We start from the raw sequence: 21,620 nt of genomic DNA, 5'->3' as shown, positions 1-21,620 counted from the left end.
TGAATACTTAGCAATACATGCTATTAAATTCATTTCAAAAAACAGGAAACGCAAGAAATATCAATAACCATTTTGATACTTCTTGACGTTTCCTGCTCATCTAAATTTAAAATTTCTCATCAAATAGATTTGATTTTAGTAATTGTCATCATGTTTATTATAACAAATATACATCAAAAACTTTTAGCGATTGTCTTTGGGGATATGTCGCGCAATTAATTGGTCTCGTTCATTAAAGAATTGACGATAACTCAAGTATGTTGCAATCAACGCTGACATAATTGTCGCTGTCATATGAATAAATACTACTAAAAGTTGAAATTTAACAGCTTCCAATGGATCTACACCACCGATAATCAACCCTGTCATCATACCAGGAATCGAAACAATACCATACGTTTTCACTGAATCTATCGTTGGCACAATTGCCGTTTTGATACTTTCACGGATCGTTCCTTTGGAAGATAGTTTTGGATTAGCACCTAATGCCAATTTGGCTTCGATTTGACTCATTTCTTTAACGAATTCACGATCTAAATTTTGATACGCAAGATTAATAGCAATCAAACCATTACTTCCAAGCATGCCTGCAATTGGAATTACTTCATTAGGTTTGAATTCAATTGCGCCAGTGATCACAATACCGACTAATGGTAGCGCTACACCTATAAATATGGCAATAAAAGAAATCCAAAATACATGATGCATCACAGGTGAAGCTCTACTGATCGTGTTCCACGATGCATTAATAATGATGATCAATACAAACAAGAGCAACAACCATGTTTGGTTTACATCAAATATAAAATGAAGTAAATAACCTAAAATCACCAATTGAACAACTGCTCTTAAAGTTGCAACGAGTAAATCTTTAATTATGTGTAATTTTTCTTTATATGACACGATGATTGGAAAAAGTAGGAGTGTCGCAGTAAGTACTAAAGCAGTGGTACTCATCATAATTCCTCCTCCTTTTCAATTTGTCCATCCACAATTCTAATGCGCTTTTGGAAATGTCTCATACTTTGATCGTTACTATGTGTAATCCATAAAATTGTTGTACCTTCCTCCGCAAGCTTAAAGATTAAAGATTCAATTTTTTCACTGTTATGTACGTCTAAAGCACTTGTTGCTTCGTCTAATAATAATACTTTGGGTTTATACATTAGCTGTCTCGCAATCGTTACACGTTGTCGTTCCCCACCAGAAAGATGGTTTACGCTTGTATCAAAGTTATAATGACCTAACCCTACCGACTTCAAAAGTGCTTTAGCTCTTTTACGATTAAACTTATCATTTCTAATTTGAGCGGGGAAAGCTAAGTTATCACCAATAGTACTTTCAAACAAATCGCTTTCTTGTAATAAATAACTAATTTCCATTCTTAACTTTTCTGGACTAATATCTTCATATACTTGATTATTAAAATATAATTCCCCTTCTGTAGGACTTATCAAATTATTCATTAAGCGTAACAAAGTACTTTTACCACTTCCTGAAGGCCCAACAATCGCAATCGTTTCTCCTGCTTCGATTTTCAAATTAATGTTATTGATAATTTGTCGGTTATCCACCTGGTATGAAACATTTCTAAGCTCTAACATTTTGAACCTCCTAGGTCATATATAGTTTATACCCTATTACGACTGTTTGATTTCCTATCATTGTAGCATTCAATCGTTTTATTCAAAACACAACATTAAATATCACACGCAAACATTATTTTAAAAATACAATCGCAATAAAAGATATTAAATTATTAAAAGTATGCAGTGATATGGATACTGCTAGGTTTTTCCCACTTTTCAAATATACAAATACTAGACCAATCGCAATAAAAATATAGCTTCCGATTTCAAATGGGGATGTAGCCCCTAATACATGAATACCAGCAAATAATATAACTGATAATACACTTGCAGCAGCATATGTAATTTTTTTACCTAATTCATGAATGATGAGATGCCTAAATAATAACTCTTCAATAATCGGCGTCAAAATAACAATATCTAAAAATAAAAATGGGAGCATCCAATTGTCTTGAAATAGTGCTTCTAAAATCAATTGATTCTGTGTTTCATGATATTGTAATGACTTCGGTAAAAAAGTCATAAGCCAATCATATAAATTATTCAACAAGAGCGTAGATATGTATGCTATAAAAATAAGCAAAATATATTTACGAACTGATTTTAACCTGTTGATCACAATTGCTGTAATATTATCTTTAGTATGCATGCCATAAAAACTTAAGATGATACATATTTCAGCAATAACACCACCAAAAATCAGTATATTCATATCACTTAAACGATACTTACTACCAATATTAAAAATGTCATATGATACGATTAATATCAGCGTTAATATAAGTGGTATAATATAATTAGCAATGATGTATATAGGGATTAACCAAAAGTCTTTTTTAACAATTTTCTGATGCTGCCATATATGCTTTTTGGTTAATGGCGTTGCTGATGATTTGTCAGTCATATGTCACCTTCCTTGTAGCTGTTTAACAATAATATAACACAATATTTTATCATTATTATAAGTTGATTTACTTTTCTATTTGAAAATTACAATTAACCATTCTACCCCTTTACAGTGGAACACATTGTAAATTGCATAATTTATTGTATTATATAACTATATTAAGGGGGAATGTTACATGACTATTTTGACTATTTTACAGTTTATCGTCAACGTAATCATTGTCGTTTGTTTAATAAGCGTACTTGTTTTAGGGGCTGTATTGCTTTTTAAGGATAAACGACAAAAGCAACATAGCGTTTTACGCAATTATCCATTACTTGCACGTATTCGATATTTTGGTGAAAAAATAGGTCCAGAATTACGCCAATATTTATTTTTAGCAGATACCAAAGGCAAACCTTTTTCTCGTAATGATTACACCAATATTGTATTAGCTGGTAAATATAATTCAAGAATGACTAGTTTTGGTACACAAAAGGATTATGAAGATGGGTTTTACATTCAAAATACGATGTTTCCGTTGCAATCTAAAGAATTACATATTAATCAATCACCGTTGATTTCATCATTTATTTATACAATTGATAATGAACGACTCTTTAATCGTGACGAACATCGCACAAAAGCAGAGATAGATCCATTTTATTTAACAGATGAAGATGCCATTATTTTAGGTCCTGAACTGAAACATCCGTTCAAACTTAAAAGGCTTGTTGGTCAATCAGGAATGAGTTATGGCGCATTAGGAAGTCATGCAATCACGGCGCTATCCAAAGGATTAGGACAAGCTGGAACTTGGATGAATACAGGTGAAGGCGGTTTATCAAAACACCATTTATCGGGCGATGCAGATATCATCTTTCAAATAGGTCCAGGTTTATTTGGCGTACGAGATAAATCGGGAGAATTTGATATGAATGCTTTCCAAATTTTAGCAAATGAAGATACGGTCAAAGCTTTTGAAATCAAGTTAGCACAAGGTGCAAAAACAAGAGGCGGCCATATGCAAGGTAATAAAGTCACACAAGAAATTGCTGATATTCGTAATGTTGAACCTTGGAGGACGATTAATTCCCCTAACCGTTTTGAATCTATAGATAATCCAACCGATTTATTAGAATGGGTTACACAATTACAAAAAGTAGGTCAAAAACCTGTTGGTTTTAAAATTGTAATCAGCAAAGTATCAGAAGTAGAAGCGCTCGCACAAACAATGATTGAAACAAATCAGTTTCCGAATTTTATTACTATTGACGGCGGCGAAGGAGGCACTGGTGCAACATTTCAAGAATTGCAAGATGGCATAGGTTTACCTTTATTCACTGCTTTACCAATCTTAACAGGTGTACTCGAAAAGTATGGTATACGCAATCGAATTAAAGTATTTGCTTCAGGGAAACTTGTAACACCTGATAAAATTGCGATTGCATTAGGTCTAGGTGCTGATTTAGTCAACGTTGCAAGAGGTATGATGATTAGTGTCGGATGTATTATGAGTAGGCAGTGTCATATGAACACATGTCCTGTAGGTGTTGCAACAACAGATCCAAAACGTGAAAGGGGATTAATTATAGATGAAAAAAAATACCGCGTCACTAATTTTGTAACCAGTTTACATGAAGGCTTATTTAACATTGCTGCCGCTGTAGGTGTAACTTCCCCAACTCAGATATCGAAAGAACACATCATTATCAAAAAGAAAGACGGTAACATTCAATCCATACATGATTATAAATTAAACTTACTAAATCATAATTAACTTCAAAGATTAAAAGAAACACCTTTGTTAAAAATAAGCTTCAACAACATTTCGAAGGATAAGATAAGCATACGTCTGGGACGAATCACTGATGTCCAGACGTATTTATTTTGCAAATAGATATTTAAGTCCGATGGTTCATTATCATATAAAGTGATTCAATTGCTTTGTTAGCTTAGATTCTATCGTTTCTTGTTGATCTTCCAATGGATTGAATTCAAATAAATTACCATTAATAAAAACGGTCGGAATGCCTTTAATTCCTCTTTCAAATGCTTCTTCATGAATCGCTAACGAACGATCGTCAGCTTCTTTATGAGGTGTAAGATTATATTCTTCTTCCATTTTGGCTTCAATTGTCGAAAAACTTACTTTCCATTGAGCTTGTGTTTGGTATAACTCACGAATAATATCTAAGGTTTCTTCAGGTCGTTGATAGTTTAAATATATATTTGCTATTGTTCCTTTTAATAAGCCTTGCTTCGTTTTATCAAAATGTTTAATTGTATGTTGAACCTTCCCTTGATCAATGAATGGCTTTAATACAGTGTCTGCAGCGAAAAAGAAGTTTTTACAGTATGGACAAGCTAAATTGATAAAAGACTCCACTTTAATCGGTGCTGATTCTGATCCTATTGTTAAATAATTAATTTCTGTCATCGTCTATCCCTCCACTTTGTTTATAATTATATTGAATCATGGACAGGTATTGAATGCACACGTTTAGCCTTACAATAGCGTGCAACGTAAACTTCATCTAATGTTATGTAAATTAAATTAATAACACAAAGCTCAAACAATTAGCTTATATCGAAGTTCATGATAAAATGAATATAAATATTTGATTAGGGGGTATAACATGAACAATTCAATAAAATTACTAGAATCATTAACAAATGTTGACGGTATTGCAGGTCATGAAAAAGCAGTGAAAACACTTATGCGTGATTATTTGACGCCAGTAAGTGATGAAATTATTGAAGATAATCTGGGAGGTATTTTCGGTAAAAAAACGACCTCTACTGGTAATAAGACATTAATGGTGGCAGGTCATTTAGATGAAATTGGTTTTGTAGTTACTAAAATTGATAAAGATGGATTTTTAAAATTCACACCTATTGGTGGTTGGTGGAACCAAGTGATGTTATCTCAAAAAGTAACTGTCACAACTGATGAAGGCAAGAAAATCAGAGGTATTATTGGCTCCAAACCACCACATGCTTTATCACCCGAAGAACGTAAAAAAAATGTAGAAATAAAAGATATGTTCATTGATATTGGAGTTAAAAGTAAAAAAGAAGCTGAACAATTCGGCATTGAAATTGGCAATATGATCACACCATACAGTGAGTTTGAAACACTAGCTAATAGCAAGTATTTAACTGCCAAAGCTTTTGATAATCGTTATGGTTGCGCCCTTGCTGTAGACGTTTTAAACAACCTTAAACAAGAATCCATTGATATTAATTTAGTTTCAGGCGCTAACGTACAAGAAGAAGTAGGTCTTCGTGGCGCTAAAGTTGCAGCTAATAAGATTAAACCTGACTTAGCTCTTGCTGTCGATGTAGCTGTTGCCTATGATACACCAGGCATGTCTGGCCAAACTAGCGAGACAGCTATTGGACAAGGACCTGTAGTCATTATTATGGACGCTTCAAACATAGGTCATGTTGGTTTTACAAACCATATTAAAAAAATAGCTAAAGCACATAATATAGATATCCAGTTAGATTCTACACCTGGTGGCGGTACTGATGCTGGAAGTATTCATGTTGCCAATGAAGGTGTGCCTACGGTCTCTATTGGTGTCGCTCTACGTTATATGCATTCAAACGTCTCTGTATTGCATACAGATGACTATAAAAATTCGGTTGCCTTAGTCACTGAAATCGTTAAATCTTTAAACGACGATGCCGTAGATAACATCATTTGGTAAACCACTCAAACCTATAAAAAATAAAGCCGTAAACAAAGTGCTACCACTAATGTTTACGGCTTTTTGGTGCTTCTTAATAACTATTAAACTCAAATAATATCACTTTCACTCTAAATTATTCTGTAGAATCTTTCCAACGCGCATCACTCAACATTTCTCCTGGCCAAGTATATGCCGTCACACCACCATCAATTGTAATGGTTTCACCAGTTATAAAAGAACTGTCATCAGAAGCCAAGAAAGCAATGAGTTTACCTACTTCATCAGGTGTGCCCAAACGACCTAAAGGCGTAACCCACTTCTGATTTTCTCTAAATATTTTTCCTTGTTCATCTTCTTTAGTACCTGTTAATTTATCTACAAGTGGTGTTTCTATCGTACCTGGTGCGACTGCATTCGCTCTGATATGCTCACGTCCATATTCTATCGCTGTTGATCGAGTGAAATTGATGATACCTGCTTTTGCAGCATTATATGCTGAACGATTTAAATCTGCAGCAATTCCAGAAAATGACGCCATATTGATGATAGAGCCACCATTTGACATCATTAGTGGTAAAAAGAATTTAGTCATCAAAAATGTACCTCTTAAATCAACATTCATAATTCTATCAAACACATCGATTGGAAATTCATGAATACGTCCAGCGGCATTATCAATACCAGCATTATTACATAAAATATCAATATGATTATAATCTTCTTTAATAGATTGCGCAAGCCGTTCTACTGCATGTGCATCTGATACATCTACATTATATCCTGAAGCTTTATTACCGCCCTGGTTAATTACTTTTACTGTATCATGTACAGATGCAGAAATATCAATCGCTAAAACATGTGCCCCTTCTTTTGCCAATATTTGTGCAGAAGCAGATCCTATGCCAGTACTAGCGCCTGTTACCACAGCAATCTTATTTTCTAATCGTCTCATCTATGAACTTCCCCTTTCATTTCCCTACTGTTCAATATTAATTTATCTGTAATACATTTCCTTTTTAAATCAATTTTAAAACCTTTGTATAAAGCATTCATAGATGCCTTTTGCTTGGAAACATAAAATTTATCATACTCATTTCAAAATGAGTTTGTTATAATTTCGATAACTTATTTGGGAGGTAATAATAATGGGGTCAAATACGAGAGAAAAATCGACAATTATAAATAAATTTCTGAAATATTGTAGAAAAAATTGGTAATAGATTACCTGATCCAAGTATATTGTTTTTTCTAATGTGTCTTGGGCTCGCAATCATTACATGGGTTGTTTCACTTTTTCATGTCACAGTAAAACATCCTGGAACAGGTAATACCATTGGCATCAAAAATATTTTAAGCAAAGATGGTATTGCTATGATTTTGAATGATGCGATCAAAAACTTTTCTGAGTTCCCTGCACTCGGTTTAGTATTATCAGTGATGCTTGGGGTAGGTATTGCTGAGAAAACAGGTTATTTTGATAAATTAATGGTACAAATTGTTCATAAAGCACCCAAGCAAATCATTGTGCCTGTAATCATACTTATAGGTATTATTGGCAATTCTGCAGGAGATGCTGCAACGATTGTTTTACCACCGTTAACAGCGATGGTCTTCATTAAATTAGGCTATCACCCTATTGCCGGGTTAGCGATGGCTTACGCATCAGCACTTGGTGGTTTTTCTGCGAATGTCATGATAGGAATGTCAGATGCATTGCTTTATGCCTTTACAGAACCAGCAACAAAGATTGTTTCTGATAAAATTGCAGTTAATGTAGCGATGAATTGGTACTTTATTGCAGCTAGTGTCGTTGTATTATTGCCAACAATTTATTGGGTTACAATGCGTTTTGTCGTCCCCCGTTTAGGCTCATATGACGATACACAGTCTAATATTAAAGTGGATGATACTAATCAAGGATTAACACTTAAAGAAAGTAAGGCTGTGTTTGGGGCAAATATAAGCTTTTTCACTACACTTATTTTACTTATCATTATAGCAATACCACAAAATAGTTTCTTACGTAATGCCAAAACTGGCAGTTTATTGAATGATTCTCCTATTATTAATGGGGTTGGTTTAATTATTTTACTTATTTTTTTGGTGCCTGGTTTGGTGTACGGCATGTTAATGAAGGAATTTAAAAATTCTAAAGATTTAGGTAAAATGCTTGCTGATTCTATGGCTTCTATGGGGTCTTTTATTGTTATTGTCTTTTTTGCAGCACAATTACTGGCATTTTTAGAATGGAGTAATTTAGGTGTGATTGTAGCAGTACAAGGTGCTGAAGTACTTCAAGATCAAAACGGTATCGTCCTTATTTTAGGAGTGATTTTTTTAGGTGCGCTCATTAACTTATTAATCGGTAGTGCATCTGCTAAATGGGGAATTCTTGCTCCAATATTTATTCCAATGCTGATAATTGTAGGATTTCATCCTGCATTCACACAAATGTTGTATAGAATTGGAGATTCAATTAGTAACCCAATTACGCCAATGATGCCTTATTTGCCATTACTTTTATCTTATGCTCAAAAATATGATAAACATATGAAATTAGGCTCACTGTTATCTAGTTTAATGCCTTATACCATTATTCTAAGTATTGTATGGCCCATATTCATGATTATATGGTACTTACTTGGCTGGCCATTAGGCCCTGGAGGCCCTTTACACATCAATGAATAAGTCAAAAACAATATTAAATTTCAAACTATATAAAAATCATTAACATGAATTGAACAATATTCAATTGATGTATCACAAATCATGCTATTTATTGTAATATTAAAGAGAAAAGTGGGTAAATAAATTTATAAACAACTATTTACCTCATATATACAGGAGGAGATTATGGAACGCATAGGATTAGTAGACATCGGATCAAATACAATAAGGTTAGTTATTTTTGAATTCGATACTAAAACAGGATTAAATGAAATTTTAAATATTAAAACGCCCGCACGCTTAAGTCAATATTTAACCGATGATTTAAAGATGAACCAAGATGGTATCGATGTGTTGACAACAACATTACACAGCTTTAAAAGCGTCGCTAATAAATTTGAAGTAAACGAATTACATCCTGTTGCGACAGCTGCTATTAGACAATCTACCAATCAAAATGAAATTATCAAACACATTAAAAGCGAACTTGACATCAGCATCAAAATCATTCCTGATCAAGAAGAAGCTTTTTATGGTTTTTATGCCATCACTCATACTACAGATGTAGAAGATGGTGTTTCTATCGATATTGGTGGTGGTTCTACAGAAGTCACTTTATTCAAAGATAAAACGATCATTGAAGCGCATAGTTTCCCATTTGGCGTTGTAACATTAAAACGAAAATTCTTCGAAGATAAAGATCATAATGATAAATCAGCAATTAAAGCAATGGAAAAATTTATAGCTAAGCAATTCGAACAGCTACCATGGTTACAAGACCAAAAAATTGCTTTAGTCGGTATTGGTGGATCGGCTCGTAACGTAGCACGCATTCATCAGTCAGAACATTCTTATCCCATTGGTGGTGTTCATAACTACTCAATGACTGAAGAAGATATGGATGAGGTATATAAAATAATTAAAAAGAGTTCACGTGATGACTTAAAAGATATTGATGGATTAAGCAGAGACCGTATAGACATCATATTACCAGCAGTATCCGTATTCAAAACTTTATTCGAACAAATCAATGCAACCCACTTCACTTTCTCACGCAAAGGGCTACGTGAGGGCTATATAATGAAGTTGATATCCGAACGTCACCCACAAGAATTTAAAAAAGAAAATATTAGAAAAGATGCATTATATCATTTAGCTAATGAATATAGCATCGAAGAATCTAGTGCAAAACAACGCGTTAAATTGGCTCAATCATTGTTATCACAACTGATTGACTTAGATAAAATTCAAGTTACTAAAAAAGAGCAAGAACTTTTTGCGGAAGGTGCATATTTATATTATTTAGGAAGATTTATTGACGCAGATTCTAGTTCACCGCATACGTATTATATTATAGCGAATTCAATGATTGATGGTTTTCCACATGAAGATCGCGTCAAACTTGCAATGTTAGCAAGTTTTAAAAATAAATCTCTTTTAAAATTTTATAGCCAAGAGACCGCATGGCTACGTGGCAAAGAGTTGGATCATATTCAATTTTTAGGCGGTATTATTAAATTTGTAAATGCCCTAAATATATCACATACTAGCCCAGTGGAACGTGTGGCATTACAAGAAGAAGATGGTGCTTATACTTTGTATGTCCATTATATTGGTGAACCGATTGCTGAAGAATATCAATCACTTAGACAAAAAAAGCATATCGAGAAAATTTTAAAAGAAAATCTTTCTATCATCTTTACAAAATCTTAAAATTCATATGATAAATTGTACGTAGCAAAATATGTTAACAAGACTACAATAAGGTGGAATTAGAATTATGCAAAAGAAATTGGGAGAGAGAGATTTAAATTTACCACAATATTATAATAATAGAGAGCTCAGTTGGTTAGATTTTAATTATCGCGTATTACAAGAAGCTGAAGATAAAAACAATCCTTTATTGGAACAATTAAAATTTATTTCTATATTTAGCTCTAACTTGGATGAATTCTTTATGGTGCGTGTGGCCGGATTACAAGATCAAGTTAAAATGGGCTATGATAAACCTGAGAACAAAGCACAACTCACACCTAAAGAACAACTTGAGCAAATAAAAATAAAAAATAAAAAATATGTAGATTTACAGTATGCACGTTATAACGAATTAGTAGAACTGTTAAAACAACATCGTGTGGAAGTAACAAAACCTGAATCTTTACCAGAGTCTTTATTACCACAGTTAGAACGTGAATTTAAAACAGGTATCTTACCTACATTAACACCATTAGGTATCGATGCTTATCATCCTTTCCCAAAATTAAACAATAAAAGCTTGAATATATTTGTAGATATTGATACCGATGATGCAATTAATTCGGCTATTGTACAAATACCATCATTAATTCCAAGATTTTATACATTAAATCAAGGTCAAACTCAATACGTTGTAATGTTAGAAGATATTATCACTTATTATATTAATGAGTTATTCACTGGCTATGAAGTGTTAAATACCTTCACCTTTAGAATTACACGTAATGCCGATCTAACCATCCATGAAGATGGTGCCGAAGATTTGTTAATTGAAATAGAACGCTTCTTAAAAGAGCGTAAACGCGGAACAGCAGTACGTTTAGAGATAGACGGAAGACAAGCAACTTATGAAGACGTTGTTTGGATTATCAATCAGTTGGAAGTTCATGATAATGATGTCTATTTTGTAGACGGTCCATTAGATTTAACACTGCTTTTCGATCTTGTAGACCATTTATCTAATAGTTTAAAACATTTAACATATAATAAATATCTACCACAACCACCTCAATCTTTGGGTAATGAAGACATTTTTGATTTATCATTAAAACGTGATATTTTCTTTCATCATCCCTATGAATCCTTTGAACCAATTGTAGATTTCATTCGTGATGCTGCAAATGATCCGAACACGATTGCTATTAAACAAACATTATATCGTGTAAGTAAAGATTCACCAATCATTAATAGTTTGAAAACAGCTGCAGAAAATGGTAAACAAGTAACTGTGCTCGTTGAATTAAAAGCACGTTTTGATGAAGAAAATAATGTTCACTGGGCAAGAATGTTAGAAGATGCAGGCTGTCATGTTATTTATGGTATGACATATTTGAAAACGCATAGTAAAATTTCGCTTGTGGTCAAACGCAACAATAACAAACTCACATCTTTCGTACATTTAGGTACTGGAAACTACAACGATAAAACAGCTAAGCTCTATACAGATATGGGCATTATCACAACAAATCAAGAAATAGCAGAAGATGCTATTAACTTCTTTAACTACCTCAGTGGATATACATTGAAACCAGAATATAATAAACTCATTGTAGCTCCATACGACATACGTGATGTATTCTTAGCTCGAATAGACAAAGAAATCAAATCACATCGTGAAAACGGTAATGGAAAAATTATGATGAAGATGAATTCATTAACAGATAAAGATATTATTCTTAAATTATTTGAAGCTTCTCGTGCTGGTGTCAAAGTTAAATTAATTATTCGCGGTATTTGTTGTTTAAAACCAGGCATCCCAGATGTCAGCGATAATATTGAAGTAGTAAGTATCGTTGGTCGTTTCCTTGAACACTCTCGTATCTATTACTTCCATAATAACGGTGATGAAAAAATTTACCTCTCTTCAGCAGATGCAATGACACGTAATATGATTAAGCGTGTAGAAATATTGTTCCCTGTCGAAGATAAAAAAATTGCTAAACGCTTATTAGATTATATGAATTTACAATTATCAGATAACCAAAAAGGTCGATATCAGGACGAACAAGGTTATTATCATTATATTCATAATAATTTATCACCATTAAATTCACAGGCTTATTTAATGAAAGAAGCGATGACATTTGGTCAAAAATTAAAAGAAGCTTCTACCCTGCCACAAGAAGTTCCTATACAACATAAAAATCGATGGTTTTCTAAACTAAAAGATACGTTTAAACGATGATAAAGAACCACTTCCCAACTTGTTGGGTTAGTGGTTCTTATGCATGAGCTAAAGCTCAGGTAATCCTTATTGCGAAATCATCTTTATCGGTTTCGTATGATATCCTCTTATTAAATAATAAAAAATTCATCTCATTCTCAACTTATAGCATTTTGAAATATCAGTTATATAACATCTTATGTATCTAATTTTGCTATAATAAACACTAAATACTATTAACTTTTATGAGGTGTCACTTATGATAAATGTTGAAAAATTAAAAAGTAACTTTCCTTTAGTCAATGACATGCAACAATATAAACCGATATTTTGGAAAAATCCAAATTTTCGTAATGATGAAACATTCCCTTTTTCATTAGATGATATAGAAGATGCTGCAGCAAGGTTAAAACGTTTTAGCAGTTATATACGTAATGTTTTTCCTAAAACTGAAAAAGACCATGGTCTGATTGAATCCCCACTAAAAGCAATCCCTTTTATGCAACAAGCATTAGTTGACTCTGAACACCTTGAGCAAAGTGGTAAATTATGGCTTAAATGCGATAGTCATCTTGCTATTTCAGGCTCTATAAAGGCAAGAGGTGGTATATATGAAGTTCTAAAACTAGCTGAATCTATCGCTATAAAGGAATGTGGTTTAAAATATACAGATGATTACAAAATTTTATCCGAATCAAAATATAAAGCGTGCTTTCGTAAATATACCGTTGCTGTCGGTTCAACTGGTAACCTAGGTTTAAGTATTGGCATCATAAGTGCACAATTAGGCTTTCAAGTTATTGTACATATGTCTAGTGATGCGCGCCAATGGAAAAAGGACTTACTTCGGTCACGCGGTGTGAAAGTTGTTGAACACCAATCTGATTATCAATATGCAGTTGCTGAAGGACGGAAGGCTGCAGAAAACGACCCTACTTGTCATTTCATAGATGATGAAGGTTCTGCTGATCTTTTCTTAGGTTATACAGTTGCTGCTTTACGGTTAAAAACACAACTTAGCAATGAAGGTATACAAGTAGATGCACAACATCCCCTTTTTGTTTATCTGCCTTGTGGTGTTGGTGGAGGTCCAGGTGGTGTTGCCTTTGGATTAAATCAAGTATTTGGCGATCATGTGTATTGTCTTTTTGCTGAACCTACACATGCACCATGCATGACATTAGGAATGATGACACAACTGCACAACCAAATAGCTGTAACAGATATTGGATTAGACGGCCGTACTGATGCAGATGGTCTTGCTGTTGCCAGACCTTCAAAACTCGTTGGTCATATAATGAATTCATTATTATATGGTGCTTTTACTGTAGAAGATCAACAAATGTACCGATATTTATATTTGCTTAGTCAAAAGGAACGTATATTTGTTGAACCCTCTGCAGCATCAGGGTTTGCAGGTTTAAAAGCAGTGTTGAAACATACCGACAAAACTCATTTTAATTTATCTAATGCCAATCATATTGTATGGGCAACTGGCGGTAATATGGTACCTAAGGAAGAAATGTTAAAATATGTGGCTCAAGGCAAACAATCATAAACGTCAACGATTTAGAAACATACCTGACAACAAACATTTAACTTTAAGTATACACCCCACTTTATGTTTTGCTCGATACCTTATCTAAAAAACGCATATATAATAACCTTGCTTCTTTTTCAATGATGGCATTAGGCTTGGTTAAAATTTATAATAAATATAATATGTTCGAAGTGGTATCGTCACACTTACTTTCATTCTAAAACCTAAAACAATATTTTAGGTTTTATTTTTTTATATAAATATAGATAAAAGCGTCTAAAGTCACGTTGCTAAGAATATTTTCTGAATATTTATTGAATTCTAAAATCAACTGTGTTAAAGTATGTTTTATCAATTCACTTTAGTTCGGTAGAGAAACAAAGTATTTAATAAAGGATGGTCATTATACTATGGATACGAAAGCACTTATTAATAACAAAGAATATGAATTATCATTTTTAAAACATTTTCAACAAGCGGATTTTAAACTTGTTGATTTTAGTTTTATAGAATCATTATCCTGGCAATCACTTACGCCTGATGATTTACAACAAATGACAGAGCGTAGCTTTTGGCAACATGACCATCATATTTTTGCTTTGCGCAATGATTTCACTGACCAATTATTGCGTTACTACAGTAATTATCAACCTGAACAACAACGTTTAGCTTATAGTGGTCCAATCGTCAGAAATAATGAAGTTTACACTCAATTAGGTATAGAACATTACAACCCAACTGTTACAGATATGCAAAACGATTTTAAAACGTTTTATAACTTTATTAAATATACGTTGAATGATGATATCGACTTTGTCATTTTAGGACATTATCAATTAATCGATTTATTATTAACAGCTAGCGAACAAAGCCAATCGATATTAAATCTTATACAAGAGCGAAATATTTCAGAGTTAACTGCACAGTTAGGTCTTGCGCATCCTGTGGTACAGTTGCTCACTACAAAAACAACTGAACAACTTGATTTATTAACACAACTATTTCCACATGACCATCGCACCATCCAGTCTTTACATCGGTGGGAACAATGGTTTAAATCACAAAATATTACTGAAATTCATCTTGATATAACCCCTAGACCACCACGTTCTTATTACAAAGGATCATTCATGAAATGTCATTTAAAAAATAATAAAACTCAGCGTCTCACTGGTGGGTTTTATAAAGGGAAATTAGAAGGTTTTGGACTAGGTTTTATACTATAAACAAGGAGTGAAAATCATGCTTACTGTCGCATTGGCAAAAGGTAGATTACTTAAAAGTTTTATAAAGTATTTAAATGAAATAAGAGAAACTGAAATAGCATATGCACTTGAACAAAGAGAGCGTCAATTACTTATAACAGTTAATGATATACAATTTATTTTAGTCAAGGGTAGTGATGTACCGATATATGTTGAACAAGGCGTTGCAGATATTGGCATCGTCGGCAGCGATATTTTAGAAGAAGGTAATTATTTTATTAACAACTTACTGGATTTACCTTTTGGCGAATGTCACTTTTCACTTGCTGCTAAACCAGAAGCTTATCAATTTAAAAAAGTAGCTACTTCATATACCCAAACAGCACGTCAATATTTTGAAGCACAAGGTTTAGATGTTGAGCTTGTAAAACTATCAGGTTCAATTGAATTGGCATGTTTGGTAGATATGGTAGATGGCATTGTTGATATTGTTCAAACTGGTACTACTTTAAAGTCAAATGGCTTAGTTGAAAAAGAAAAGATTAAAAACATCAATGCTAAACTCATTACAAATAAGGCATCATATTTTAAAAAATCAACTGAAATTGATGATTTAATTAAAACTTTGGAGGTGACGCTCATTGATTACAAATAAAGAAACATTTATGAATAACTACCTGAACCAATCTGAACTAAACGAAGATTTATATCCAATCGTAAAAGAAATTTGTGATCAAGTGAAATTTCGAGGGGACGACGCCTTAAAGGAATACAATCTAAAACTAGACAAAGTAGAAACATCACAATTATCAGTTTCTAAGGAAGACTTATTTACTGCTTATCAACGCATTGACTCATCTATACGGGAAGCTCTTGAACAAAGTCATGACAGAATTAAGGCATATCAAATGTCTATTAAACAAGAGCATCAGCAGGATAATTCAGAATGTTACGAAATATATCACCCGTTAGAGCGTGTCGGTGTCTATGTCCCAGGTGGTAAAGCTAGCTATCCCTCCACCGTGTTAATGACTGTAACACTTGCTAAAGTTGCTGGTGTTAAAAATATCGTCGTCGTTACTCCACCACAAATTGAAGGTATACCTGATATTGTACTTGCTGCCTGTTATATTGCTGGTGTTGATCAAGTTTACCAAGTTGGTGGCGCACAAAGTATTGCTGCTCTTGCGTATGGTACTGAGACAATTCCTAAAGTGGATAAAATTGTTGGACCTGGAAATCAATATGTTGCCTATGCCAAAAAATATTTATATGGGCAAGTTGGCATTGATCAGATTGCTGGTCCAAGTGAAATTGCACTAATCATTGATCGATCGGCTGACATAAATGCCATTACTTATGATGTATTTGCTCAAGCAGAACATGATGAACTCGCTAGAACATTTGTCATCAGCGAAGATAAAGACTTATTACAACAATTAGAAAATAATATTCAAAAAACTCTAAGACAAATCAAACGGCAACCTATTGTTGAAGCCAGTTTAAAACACAATCACTTCTTAATTTCAGTAGAAAACTTTACTGAAGCTTGCGATTTGATGAATCAAATTGCACCGGAACATGCATCTATACAAACACAATGTCCACATGACTATATCAACCATGTGAAATATGTAGGTGCACTCTTCTTAGGACATTATTCTCCAGAAGTTATCGGAGATTATATTGCTGGCCCAAGCCATGTACTACCTACAAATCAGACTGCTCGTTTTACCAATGGTCTATCTGTGAATGATTTCTTAACGAGACATTCTGTCATAGATTTATCACAACAAACATTTAAAAACATTGAACAATCCGCACGTAAATTAGCACATATTGAACACTTGTATAATCACGAACAATCCATAGAAATGCGAACAACAAAGGAGCCACACAATGATTAGAATTAATAAAAATGAAAGTCCACTTAAACCATTATCTAATGAACAACTTGCAACAATTATTCAACAGGCAGCATTTAACTTTTATCCTGATGATGAGTATGAGCGCTTCAAACGAGCTTATGCAGCTTTTCATAATATTTCTCCTGATCAAGTCATAGCAGGTAATGGTTCTGATGAGCTCATTCAAAAATTAATGTTAATCATGCCAGAAGGACCGGCATTGACCTTAGATCCTGACTTTTTCATGTATCAAGCTTATGCTAATCAGGTAGCTCGACCTATTGAATTTGTACCAGCAAATTCAGATTTAACATTTGATTTAGAAATGATTTTAAAACGAATTGATGAAGTACAGCCTGCATTCTTTATTATGAGTAATCCACATAATCCATCTGGCTTACAATATAGTACGACATTTTTAATGGCTATTGCAGATAAGATGCAAACATTGGGTGGTTACTTTATCATTGATGAAGCTTACTTAGATTTTGGTGAATCTTATGATATTAAGATGCAACCTCATGTTATTCAAATGCGTACGCTCTCGAAAGCGTTTGGTATCGCTGGCTTAAGACTAGGTGTGCTCATCGGTACTAATGATACCATCAAACTCATCCAAAGCATTGAGCATCCGTATCCTTTGAATACAATTACGCTTCATATCGCGATTTATATGTTTGAAAATCAAACAATGACTCGCGCGTTTATAAAGCAACAACGACAGCTTGCCCGAAAATTAAAAGATATGTTTCATGAACTTGTTGACGATGTCATGGTAGTCTTCCCTTCTGCTACAAATTTCGTATTAACCAAAGGAGAAGCTGCGCAAAGTTTAGGTGCTTATATTAAAGACAATGGATTCCTTCCAAGATTATACGATGAACCAGAAATGTCTGACTATGTACGATACTCTATTGCTACAGATGAACAATTAGATCAATTATTTATACTTATTAAAAATTGGAGGTCGCAATATGATACTAAATAAAACACGTAATACAGCAGAAACACAATTAAGTATTTCTCTGGCTGATGACCACCGTGAAAGTAATATCCATACAGGCGTTGGGTTTTTGGATCATATGTTGACACTCTTTACTTTTCACAGCCAATTATCCTTATCTATAGAAGCAAATGGAGATGTTCAAGTCGATGATCATCATGTGACAGAAGATATTGGTATTGTTCTTGGACAGTTACTGTTATCGATGGTAAAGGAACGTAAATATTTTCAACGTTACGGGGTTAGTTACATACCCATGGATGAAACACTTGCGCGTACAGTCGTAGATATTAGTGGACGACCTTATTTATCTTTTAATGCTCAATTCAGTAAAGAAAAAGTAGGTACATTTGATACTGAACTCGTTGAGGAATTTTTCAGAGCACTTGTTATCAACTCACGTCTAACAACGCATATTGACTTAATTCGCGGTGGAAACACACACCATGAAATAGAAAGTATATTTAAATCTTTTGCTCGTGCGCTTAAAGATGCATTAGTCTCAAATGACGCTAATATCACTCCTTCTTCTAAGGGTGTGATTGAATGATTGCAGTGATTGACTATGGTTTAGGAAATATTAAAAACATACAACGTGCGCTTAATCGTTTAGGTTTTAATGCAATTTTAACAGATCGTGTAGAGGATATTGAGGCAGCAGATACCCTTATATTACCTGGTGTAGGTCATTTTAAAGATGCTATGCAAGCGATTGAAAAACGGGGATTAAAGTCTATTTTACAAAATATATCACATAAACCGATCATCGGTATTTGTCTAGGTATGCAATTGCTTTATGAACACAGCGCAGAAGGTGATGTAGAAGGATTACAACTTTTCCCAGGAAATATCATACCTATTCAAACACCTTATCCGGTACCGCATTTAGGGTGGAATAATTTAATCAGCAATTATACAACATTAACGCAAGATGTATATTTTGTACATTCCTATCAAGCTGAAATGTCAGATCATGTTGTTGCTTATGCAGACTATGGCACGTTGATTCCTGCAATTGTTCAATATAAAAATTTTATAGGTATCCAATTCCATCCTGAAAAAAGTGGTGAAGATGGTTTAGCGATACTTAATCAAGCTCTGAAAGGTGGTTTCTTATAATGATCAATATTTGGCCAGCTATTGATTTAATTAATGCAACAAGTGTGAGACTGACTGAAGGAAAATATGATTCAGAAGAAAAAATGACGCGCAGTGCCGAAGATAGCGTCGTTTTTTATGACAAGTTCGACTGTGTAGATCGTATTCATATTGTAGATTTAATCGGTGCCAAGCAGCAAACATCTATTGAACAGGACTACATCAAACAATTAAGAAGCCTGACCAATAAACCTATGGAAGTTGGTGGCGGTATACGTAGTTATGAAACAATCAAAGCTTATTTTGCTGACGGTATAGACTATTGTATTATTGGGACAAAAGGCATTCAAGATACTGAATGGTTAGCCAAAATGTCTCATCAATATCCGTACAAACTCTATCTATCAGTAGATGCATATCAGCGCGAAATAAAAATAAACGGCTGGGAACAAGATGCACATCTAGACTTATTCGATTTGGTTCAGCAAATCGAATCGCTACCATTGGGAGGTATCATCTATACGGATATTTCTAAAGATGGTCGCATGGCTGGCCCAAACTTTGAAATAACAGCACAGCTTGTCAAAGCAACACAAAAACCTGTCATTGCTTCTGGGGGTATTCGTCATCAACAAGACTTAGAACAATTAGAAAAATTTGGTGTTCATGCAGCAATTGTTGGTAAAGCTGCACACAACCCTGCATTTTGGGAGGGATTATCATGATTAAAAAAAGAATTATCCCCTGCCTAGATGTGAAAGATGGCCGCGTTGTCAAAGGCATACAATTTAAAGGGCTACGTGACCTTGGAAATCCTGTGGATTATGCACTTTATTACAACGAGCAAGGTGCAGATGAATTAGTCTTTTTAGATATCTCTCGAACTGAAGCAGGCCATGGACTTATGTTAGATGTTATTGAAGAAACTGCTGAAAAACTATTCATTCCACTTACAGTTGGAGGCGGCATTTCCACAATTGATGACATTTCCCAGTTGCTAAATCATGGTGCTGACAAGGTATCTCTAAACTCTAGCGCATTAAAGCACCCTGCTTTTATCCAAGAAGCCAGTGAAAAATTTGGAAGCCAATGTATTTGTATCGCTATAGATAGTAACTTTGATACAGAGTTAAATGATTATTTTTGCTATACACATGGCGGAAAGAAACGTACAGATAAACGTGTCTATGACTGGGTTCAAGAAGTGGAGGCGCTTGGCGCTGGCGAATTATTAATAACGAGCATGACACACGATGGAATGAAACAAGGCTTTGATGTTAACCATTCACATGAGATTGAACAACTTGTGCACATCCCTATTATTGCTTCTGGTGGTGGCGGCAATCCAGAGCATTTTGTAGATTTATTCAAACAAACAAATGTCTCGGCAGGATTAGCTGCTAGCATACTGCATGACAAAGAAACCACAGTGAATGAAATTAAACAATCAATGGCTCAAGGAGGTATTCCAATAAGATGACACAACAACCTGATTTTAGTAAAGGGCTTATTCCTGCCATACTACAAGATGTTCAGACAAAACAAGTGCTTATGCTTGGTTATATGAATGAAGATGCATACAACAAAACGTTAGCTGAAGGGAAGGTTTGTTTTTATTCACGTTCTAAAGACCGCTTATGGACCAAAGGAGAAACTTCTGGTCACACCCAAGTCGTTCAAAATGTACACCTAGACTGTGATCAAGACACCTTATTGATAGATGTAATTCCCAATGGACCAACTTGTCATACTGGGAGCCAGAGTTGTTTCAATACAACGGTTCCTTTCTATGTACAACAGTTCGAAGACACTGTATCTTCAAGCGCTAACTCTAATAAAGAAAATTCATACACACAATATTTATTGAATGAAGGTTTAGAAAAAATCACGAAGAAGTTTGGTGAAGAAGCTTTTGAAGTTGTAATCGGTGCTATGAAATCTAATCAAGAAGAAGTAACAAATGAAACTGCTGATTTAATGTATCATCTTTTTGTACTTTTACATGCATTGAACATCAAATTTGAAGATATTGAGAAAACTTTGTCAAAACGTCATCAAGTTTCCAATAACTTTAAAGGAGAAAGATCAGATATAAAAAATTGGTAAAT

The 21,620-nt window shown here is 33.9% G+C and carries 19 protein-coding genes and 1 pseudogene; 15 read left to right on the top strand and 5 right to left on the bottom strand.

What is annotated here, in order from left to right:
• Positions 1-183: 183 nt before the first annotated feature.
• The 3 genes from NST87_RS02460 to NST87_RS02450 all read right to left on the bottom strand — a co-directional run bounded on the left by NST87_RS02460 (position 184) and on the right by NST87_RS02450 (position 2,493).
• Positions 184-957 carry an ABC transporter permease gene (locus NST87_RS02460; protein ID WP_037540022.1) on the bottom strand — a complete coding sequence of 258 codons (774 nt, stop codon included), beginning with the start codon at positions 955-957 and terminating at the stop codon, positions 184-186.
• The gene (locus tag NST87_RS02455; RefSeq protein WP_019470105.1) at positions 957-1,604 is read right to left on the bottom strand and encodes an ABC transporter ATP-binding protein; all 648 of its coding nucleotides are present in this window, start codon (positions 1,602-1,604) and stop codon (positions 957-959) included. The genes NST87_RS02460 and NST87_RS02455 overlap by 1 nt, the downstream gene beginning before the upstream one ends.
• Positions 1,605-1,719: 115 nt before the next feature.
• Positions 1,720-2,493 carry a CPBP family intramembrane glutamic endopeptidase gene (locus NST87_RS02450; protein WP_019470104.1) on the bottom strand — a complete coding sequence of 258 codons (774 nt, stop codon included), beginning with the start codon at positions 2,491-2,493 and terminating at the stop codon, positions 1,720-1,722.
• Positions 2,494-2,671: 178 nt separating this feature from the next.
• Here NST87_RS02450 and NST87_RS02445 point away from each other — a divergent pair, with 178 nt between their 5' ends.
• Positions 2,672-4,255 (top strand): FMN-binding glutamate synthase family protein, encoded by a 1,584-nt coding sequence (locus tag NST87_RS02445; RefSeq protein ID WP_019470103.1) that lies wholly within the window; start codon positions 2,672-2,674, stop codon positions 4,253-4,255.
• A 144-nt stretch (positions 4,256-4,399) separates the two neighbouring features.
• On the opposite strand, the gene NST87_RS02440 is transcribed toward NST87_RS02445, so the two are convergent.
• Positions 4,400-4,915 (bottom strand): thioredoxin domain-containing protein, encoded by a 516-nt coding sequence (locus NST87_RS02440; RefSeq protein WP_019470102.1) that lies wholly within the window; start codon positions 4,913-4,915, stop codon positions 4,400-4,402.
• Positions 4,916-5,114: 199 nt separating this feature from the next.
• Between NST87_RS02440 and NST87_RS02435 the strand changes: the two genes are divergently transcribed.
• Complete coding sequence (locus NST87_RS02435) at positions 5,115-6,191, top strand: M42 family metallopeptidase (protein ID WP_019470101.1); 1,077 nt, start codon at positions 5,115-5,117, stop codon at positions 6,189-6,191.
• Between the two features lie 115 nt (positions 6,192-6,306).
• Here the strand turns inward: NST87_RS02435 and NST87_RS02430 are convergent, their stop codons facing one another.
• On the bottom strand, positions 6,307-7,125 hold the full coding sequence (locus tag NST87_RS02430) for an SDR family oxidoreductase (protein ID WP_019470100.1): 819 nt from the start codon (positions 7,123-7,125) through the stop codon (positions 6,307-6,309).
• Positions 7,126-7,318: 193 nt separating this feature from the next.
• Here NST87_RS02430 and NST87_RS02425 point away from each other — a divergent pair.
• The 13 genes and pseudogenes from NST87_RS02425 to hisIE all read left to right on the top strand — a co-directional run bounded on the left by NST87_RS02425 (position 7,319) and on the right by hisIE (position 21,618).
• Positions 7,319-8,861 (top strand): annotated as a pseudogene (locus NST87_RS02425) (AbgT family transporter).
• 162 nt (positions 8,862-9,023) lie between these two features.
• Positions 9,024-10,553, top strand: a complete 1,530-nt coding sequence (gene ppx / locus NST87_RS02420; RefSeq protein ID WP_026034838.1) for an exopolyphosphatase — start codon at positions 9,024-9,026, stop codon at positions 10,551-10,553.
• A 67-nt stretch (positions 10,554-10,620) separates the two neighbouring features.
• A complete protein-coding gene (locus tag NST87_RS02415) occupies positions 10,621-12,780 on the top strand; it encodes an RNA degradosome polyphosphate kinase (RefSeq protein ID WP_019470097.1) in 2,160 nt (719 codons plus the stop codon).
• A gap of 238 nt (positions 12,781-13,018) precedes the next feature.
• A complete protein-coding gene (locus NST87_RS02410) occupies positions 13,019-14,317 on the top strand; it encodes a D-serine ammonia-lyase (RefSeq protein WP_019470096.1) in 1,299 nt (432 codons plus the stop codon).
• 392 nt (positions 14,318-14,709) lie between these two features.
• Positions 14,710-15,525, top strand: coding sequence for an ATP phosphoribosyltransferase regulatory subunit (locus NST87_RS02405; protein WP_019470095.1), 816 nt, complete (start codon positions 14,710-14,712; stop codon positions 15,523-15,525).
• 16 nt (positions 15,526-15,541) lie between these two features.
• Positions 15,542-16,159: an ATP phosphoribosyltransferase gene (hisG, locus tag NST87_RS02400; protein ID WP_019470094.1), complete on the top strand. Its 618-nt coding sequence runs from the start codon at positions 15,542-15,544 to the stop codon at positions 16,157-16,159.
• Positions 16,149-17,411 (top strand): histidinol dehydrogenase, encoded by a 1,263-nt coding sequence (hisD, locus tag NST87_RS02395; RefSeq protein ID WP_230620676.1) that lies wholly within the window; start codon positions 16,149-16,151, stop codon positions 17,409-17,411. Before hisG ends, hisD begins: the two co-directional genes overlap by 11 nt.
• Complete coding sequence (locus NST87_RS02390; RefSeq protein WP_019470092.1) at positions 17,404-18,399, top strand: pyridoxal phosphate-dependent aminotransferase; 996 nt, start codon at positions 17,404-17,406, stop codon at positions 18,397-18,399. The genes hisD and NST87_RS02390 overlap by 8 nt, the downstream gene beginning before the upstream one ends.
• Positions 18,386-18,964: an imidazoleglycerol-phosphate dehydratase HisB gene (gene hisB / locus NST87_RS02385; RefSeq protein WP_019470091.1), complete on the top strand. Its 579-nt coding sequence runs from the start codon at positions 18,386-18,388 to the stop codon at positions 18,962-18,964. Before NST87_RS02390 ends, hisB begins: the two co-directional genes overlap by 14 nt.
• Positions 18,961-19,533: an imidazole glycerol phosphate synthase subunit HisH gene (gene hisH / locus NST87_RS02380; protein WP_019470090.1), complete on the top strand. Its 573-nt coding sequence runs from the start codon at positions 18,961-18,963 to the stop codon at positions 19,531-19,533. The genes hisB and hisH overlap by 4 nt, the downstream gene beginning before the upstream one ends.
• Positions 19,533-20,237, top strand: a complete 705-nt coding sequence (gene hisA, locus NST87_RS02375) for a 1-(5-phosphoribosyl)-5-((5-phosphoribosylamino)methylideneamino)imidazole-4-carboxamide isomerase (protein WP_019470089.1) — start codon at positions 19,533-19,535, stop codon at positions 20,235-20,237. The genes hisH and hisA overlap by 1 nt, the downstream gene beginning before the upstream one ends.
• The gene (gene hisF / locus NST87_RS02370; RefSeq protein ID WP_019470088.1) at positions 20,234-20,992 is read left to right on the top strand and encodes an imidazole glycerol phosphate synthase subunit HisF; all 759 of its coding nucleotides are present in this window, start codon (positions 20,234-20,236) and stop codon (positions 20,990-20,992) included. Before hisA ends, hisF begins: the two co-directional genes overlap by 4 nt.
• Positions 20,989-21,618, top strand: coding sequence for a bifunctional phosphoribosyl-AMP cyclohydrolase/phosphoribosyl-ATP diphosphatase HisIE (gene hisIE / locus NST87_RS02365; RefSeq protein ID WP_340721282.1), 630 nt, complete (start codon positions 20,989-20,991; stop codon positions 21,616-21,618). Before hisF ends, hisIE begins: the two co-directional genes overlap by 4 nt.
• The last annotated feature ends 2 nt before the right edge of the window (positions 21,619-21,620 follow it).

Source organism: Staphylococcus sp. FSL W8-0271 (assembly GCF_038006605.1).
GTDB lineage: Bacteria > Bacillota > Bacilli > Staphylococcales > Staphylococcaceae > Staphylococcus > Staphylococcus cohnii.
The sequence above is the reverse complement of the archived record's forward strand: the minus strand, read 5'-3'. Positions and strand labels throughout refer to the sequence as shown.

What these genes read in the sequence shown, in the direction of transcription:
- NST87_RS02460 (WP_037540022.1), bottom strand. Translation starts at nt 957, where the DNA reads ATGAGTACCACTGCTTTAGTACTTACTGCGACACTCCTACTTTTTCCA.
- NST87_RS02455 (WP_019470105.1), bottom strand. Translation starts at nt 1,604, where the DNA reads ATGTTAGAGCTTAGAAATGTTTCATACCAGGTGGATAACCGACAAATT.
- NST87_RS02450 (WP_019470104.1), bottom strand. Translation starts at nt 2,493, where the DNA reads ATGACTGACAAATCATCAGCAACGCCATTAACCAAAAAGCATATATGG.
- NST87_RS02445 (WP_019470103.1), top strand. Translation starts at nt 2,672, where the DNA reads ATGACTATTTTGACTATTTTACAGTTTATCGTCAACGTAATCATTGTC.
- NST87_RS02440 (WP_019470102.1), bottom strand. Translation starts at nt 4,915, where the DNA reads ATGACAGAAATTAATTATTTAACAATAGGATCAGAATCAGCACCGATT.
- NST87_RS02435 (WP_019470101.1), top strand. Translation starts at nt 5,115, where the DNA reads ATGAACAATTCAATAAAATTACTAGAATCATTAACAAATGTTGACGGT.
- NST87_RS02430 (WP_019470100.1), bottom strand. Translation starts at nt 7,125, where the DNA reads ATGAGACGATTAGAAAATAAGATTGCTGTGGTAACAGGCGCTAGTACT.
- NST87_RS02415 (WP_019470097.1), top strand. Translation starts at nt 10,621, where the DNA reads ATGCAAAAGAAATTGGGAGAGAGAGATTTAAATTTACCACAATATTAT.
- NST87_RS02410 (WP_019470096.1), top strand. Translation starts at nt 13,019, where the DNA reads ATGATAAATGTTGAAAAATTAAAAAGTAACTTTCCTTTAGTCAATGAC.
- NST87_RS02405 (WP_019470095.1), top strand. Translation starts at nt 14,710, where the DNA reads ATGGATACGAAAGCACTTATTAATAACAAAGAATATGAATTATCATTT.
- hisG (WP_019470094.1), top strand. Translation starts at nt 15,542, where the DNA reads ATGCTTACTGTCGCATTGGCAAAAGGTAGATTACTTAAAAGTTTTATA.
- NST87_RS02390 (WP_019470092.1), top strand. Translation starts at nt 17,404, where the DNA reads ATGATTAGAATTAATAAAAATGAAAGTCCACTTAAACCATTATCTAAT.
- hisB (WP_019470091.1), top strand. Translation starts at nt 18,386, where the DNA reads ATGATACTAAATAAAACACGTAATACAGCAGAAACACAATTAAGTATT.
- hisH (WP_019470090.1), top strand. Translation starts at nt 18,961, where the DNA reads ATGATTGCAGTGATTGACTATGGTTTAGGAAATATTAAAAACATACAA.
- hisA (WP_019470089.1), top strand. Translation starts at nt 19,533, where the DNA reads ATGATCAATATTTGGCCAGCTATTGATTTAATTAATGCAACAAGTGTG.
- hisF (WP_019470088.1), top strand. Translation starts at nt 20,234, where the DNA reads ATGATTAAAAAAAGAATTATCCCCTGCCTAGATGTGAAAGATGGCCGC.
- hisIE (WP_340721282.1), top strand. Translation starts at nt 20,989, where the DNA reads ATGACACAACAACCTGATTTTAGTAAAGGGCTTATTCCTGCCATACTA.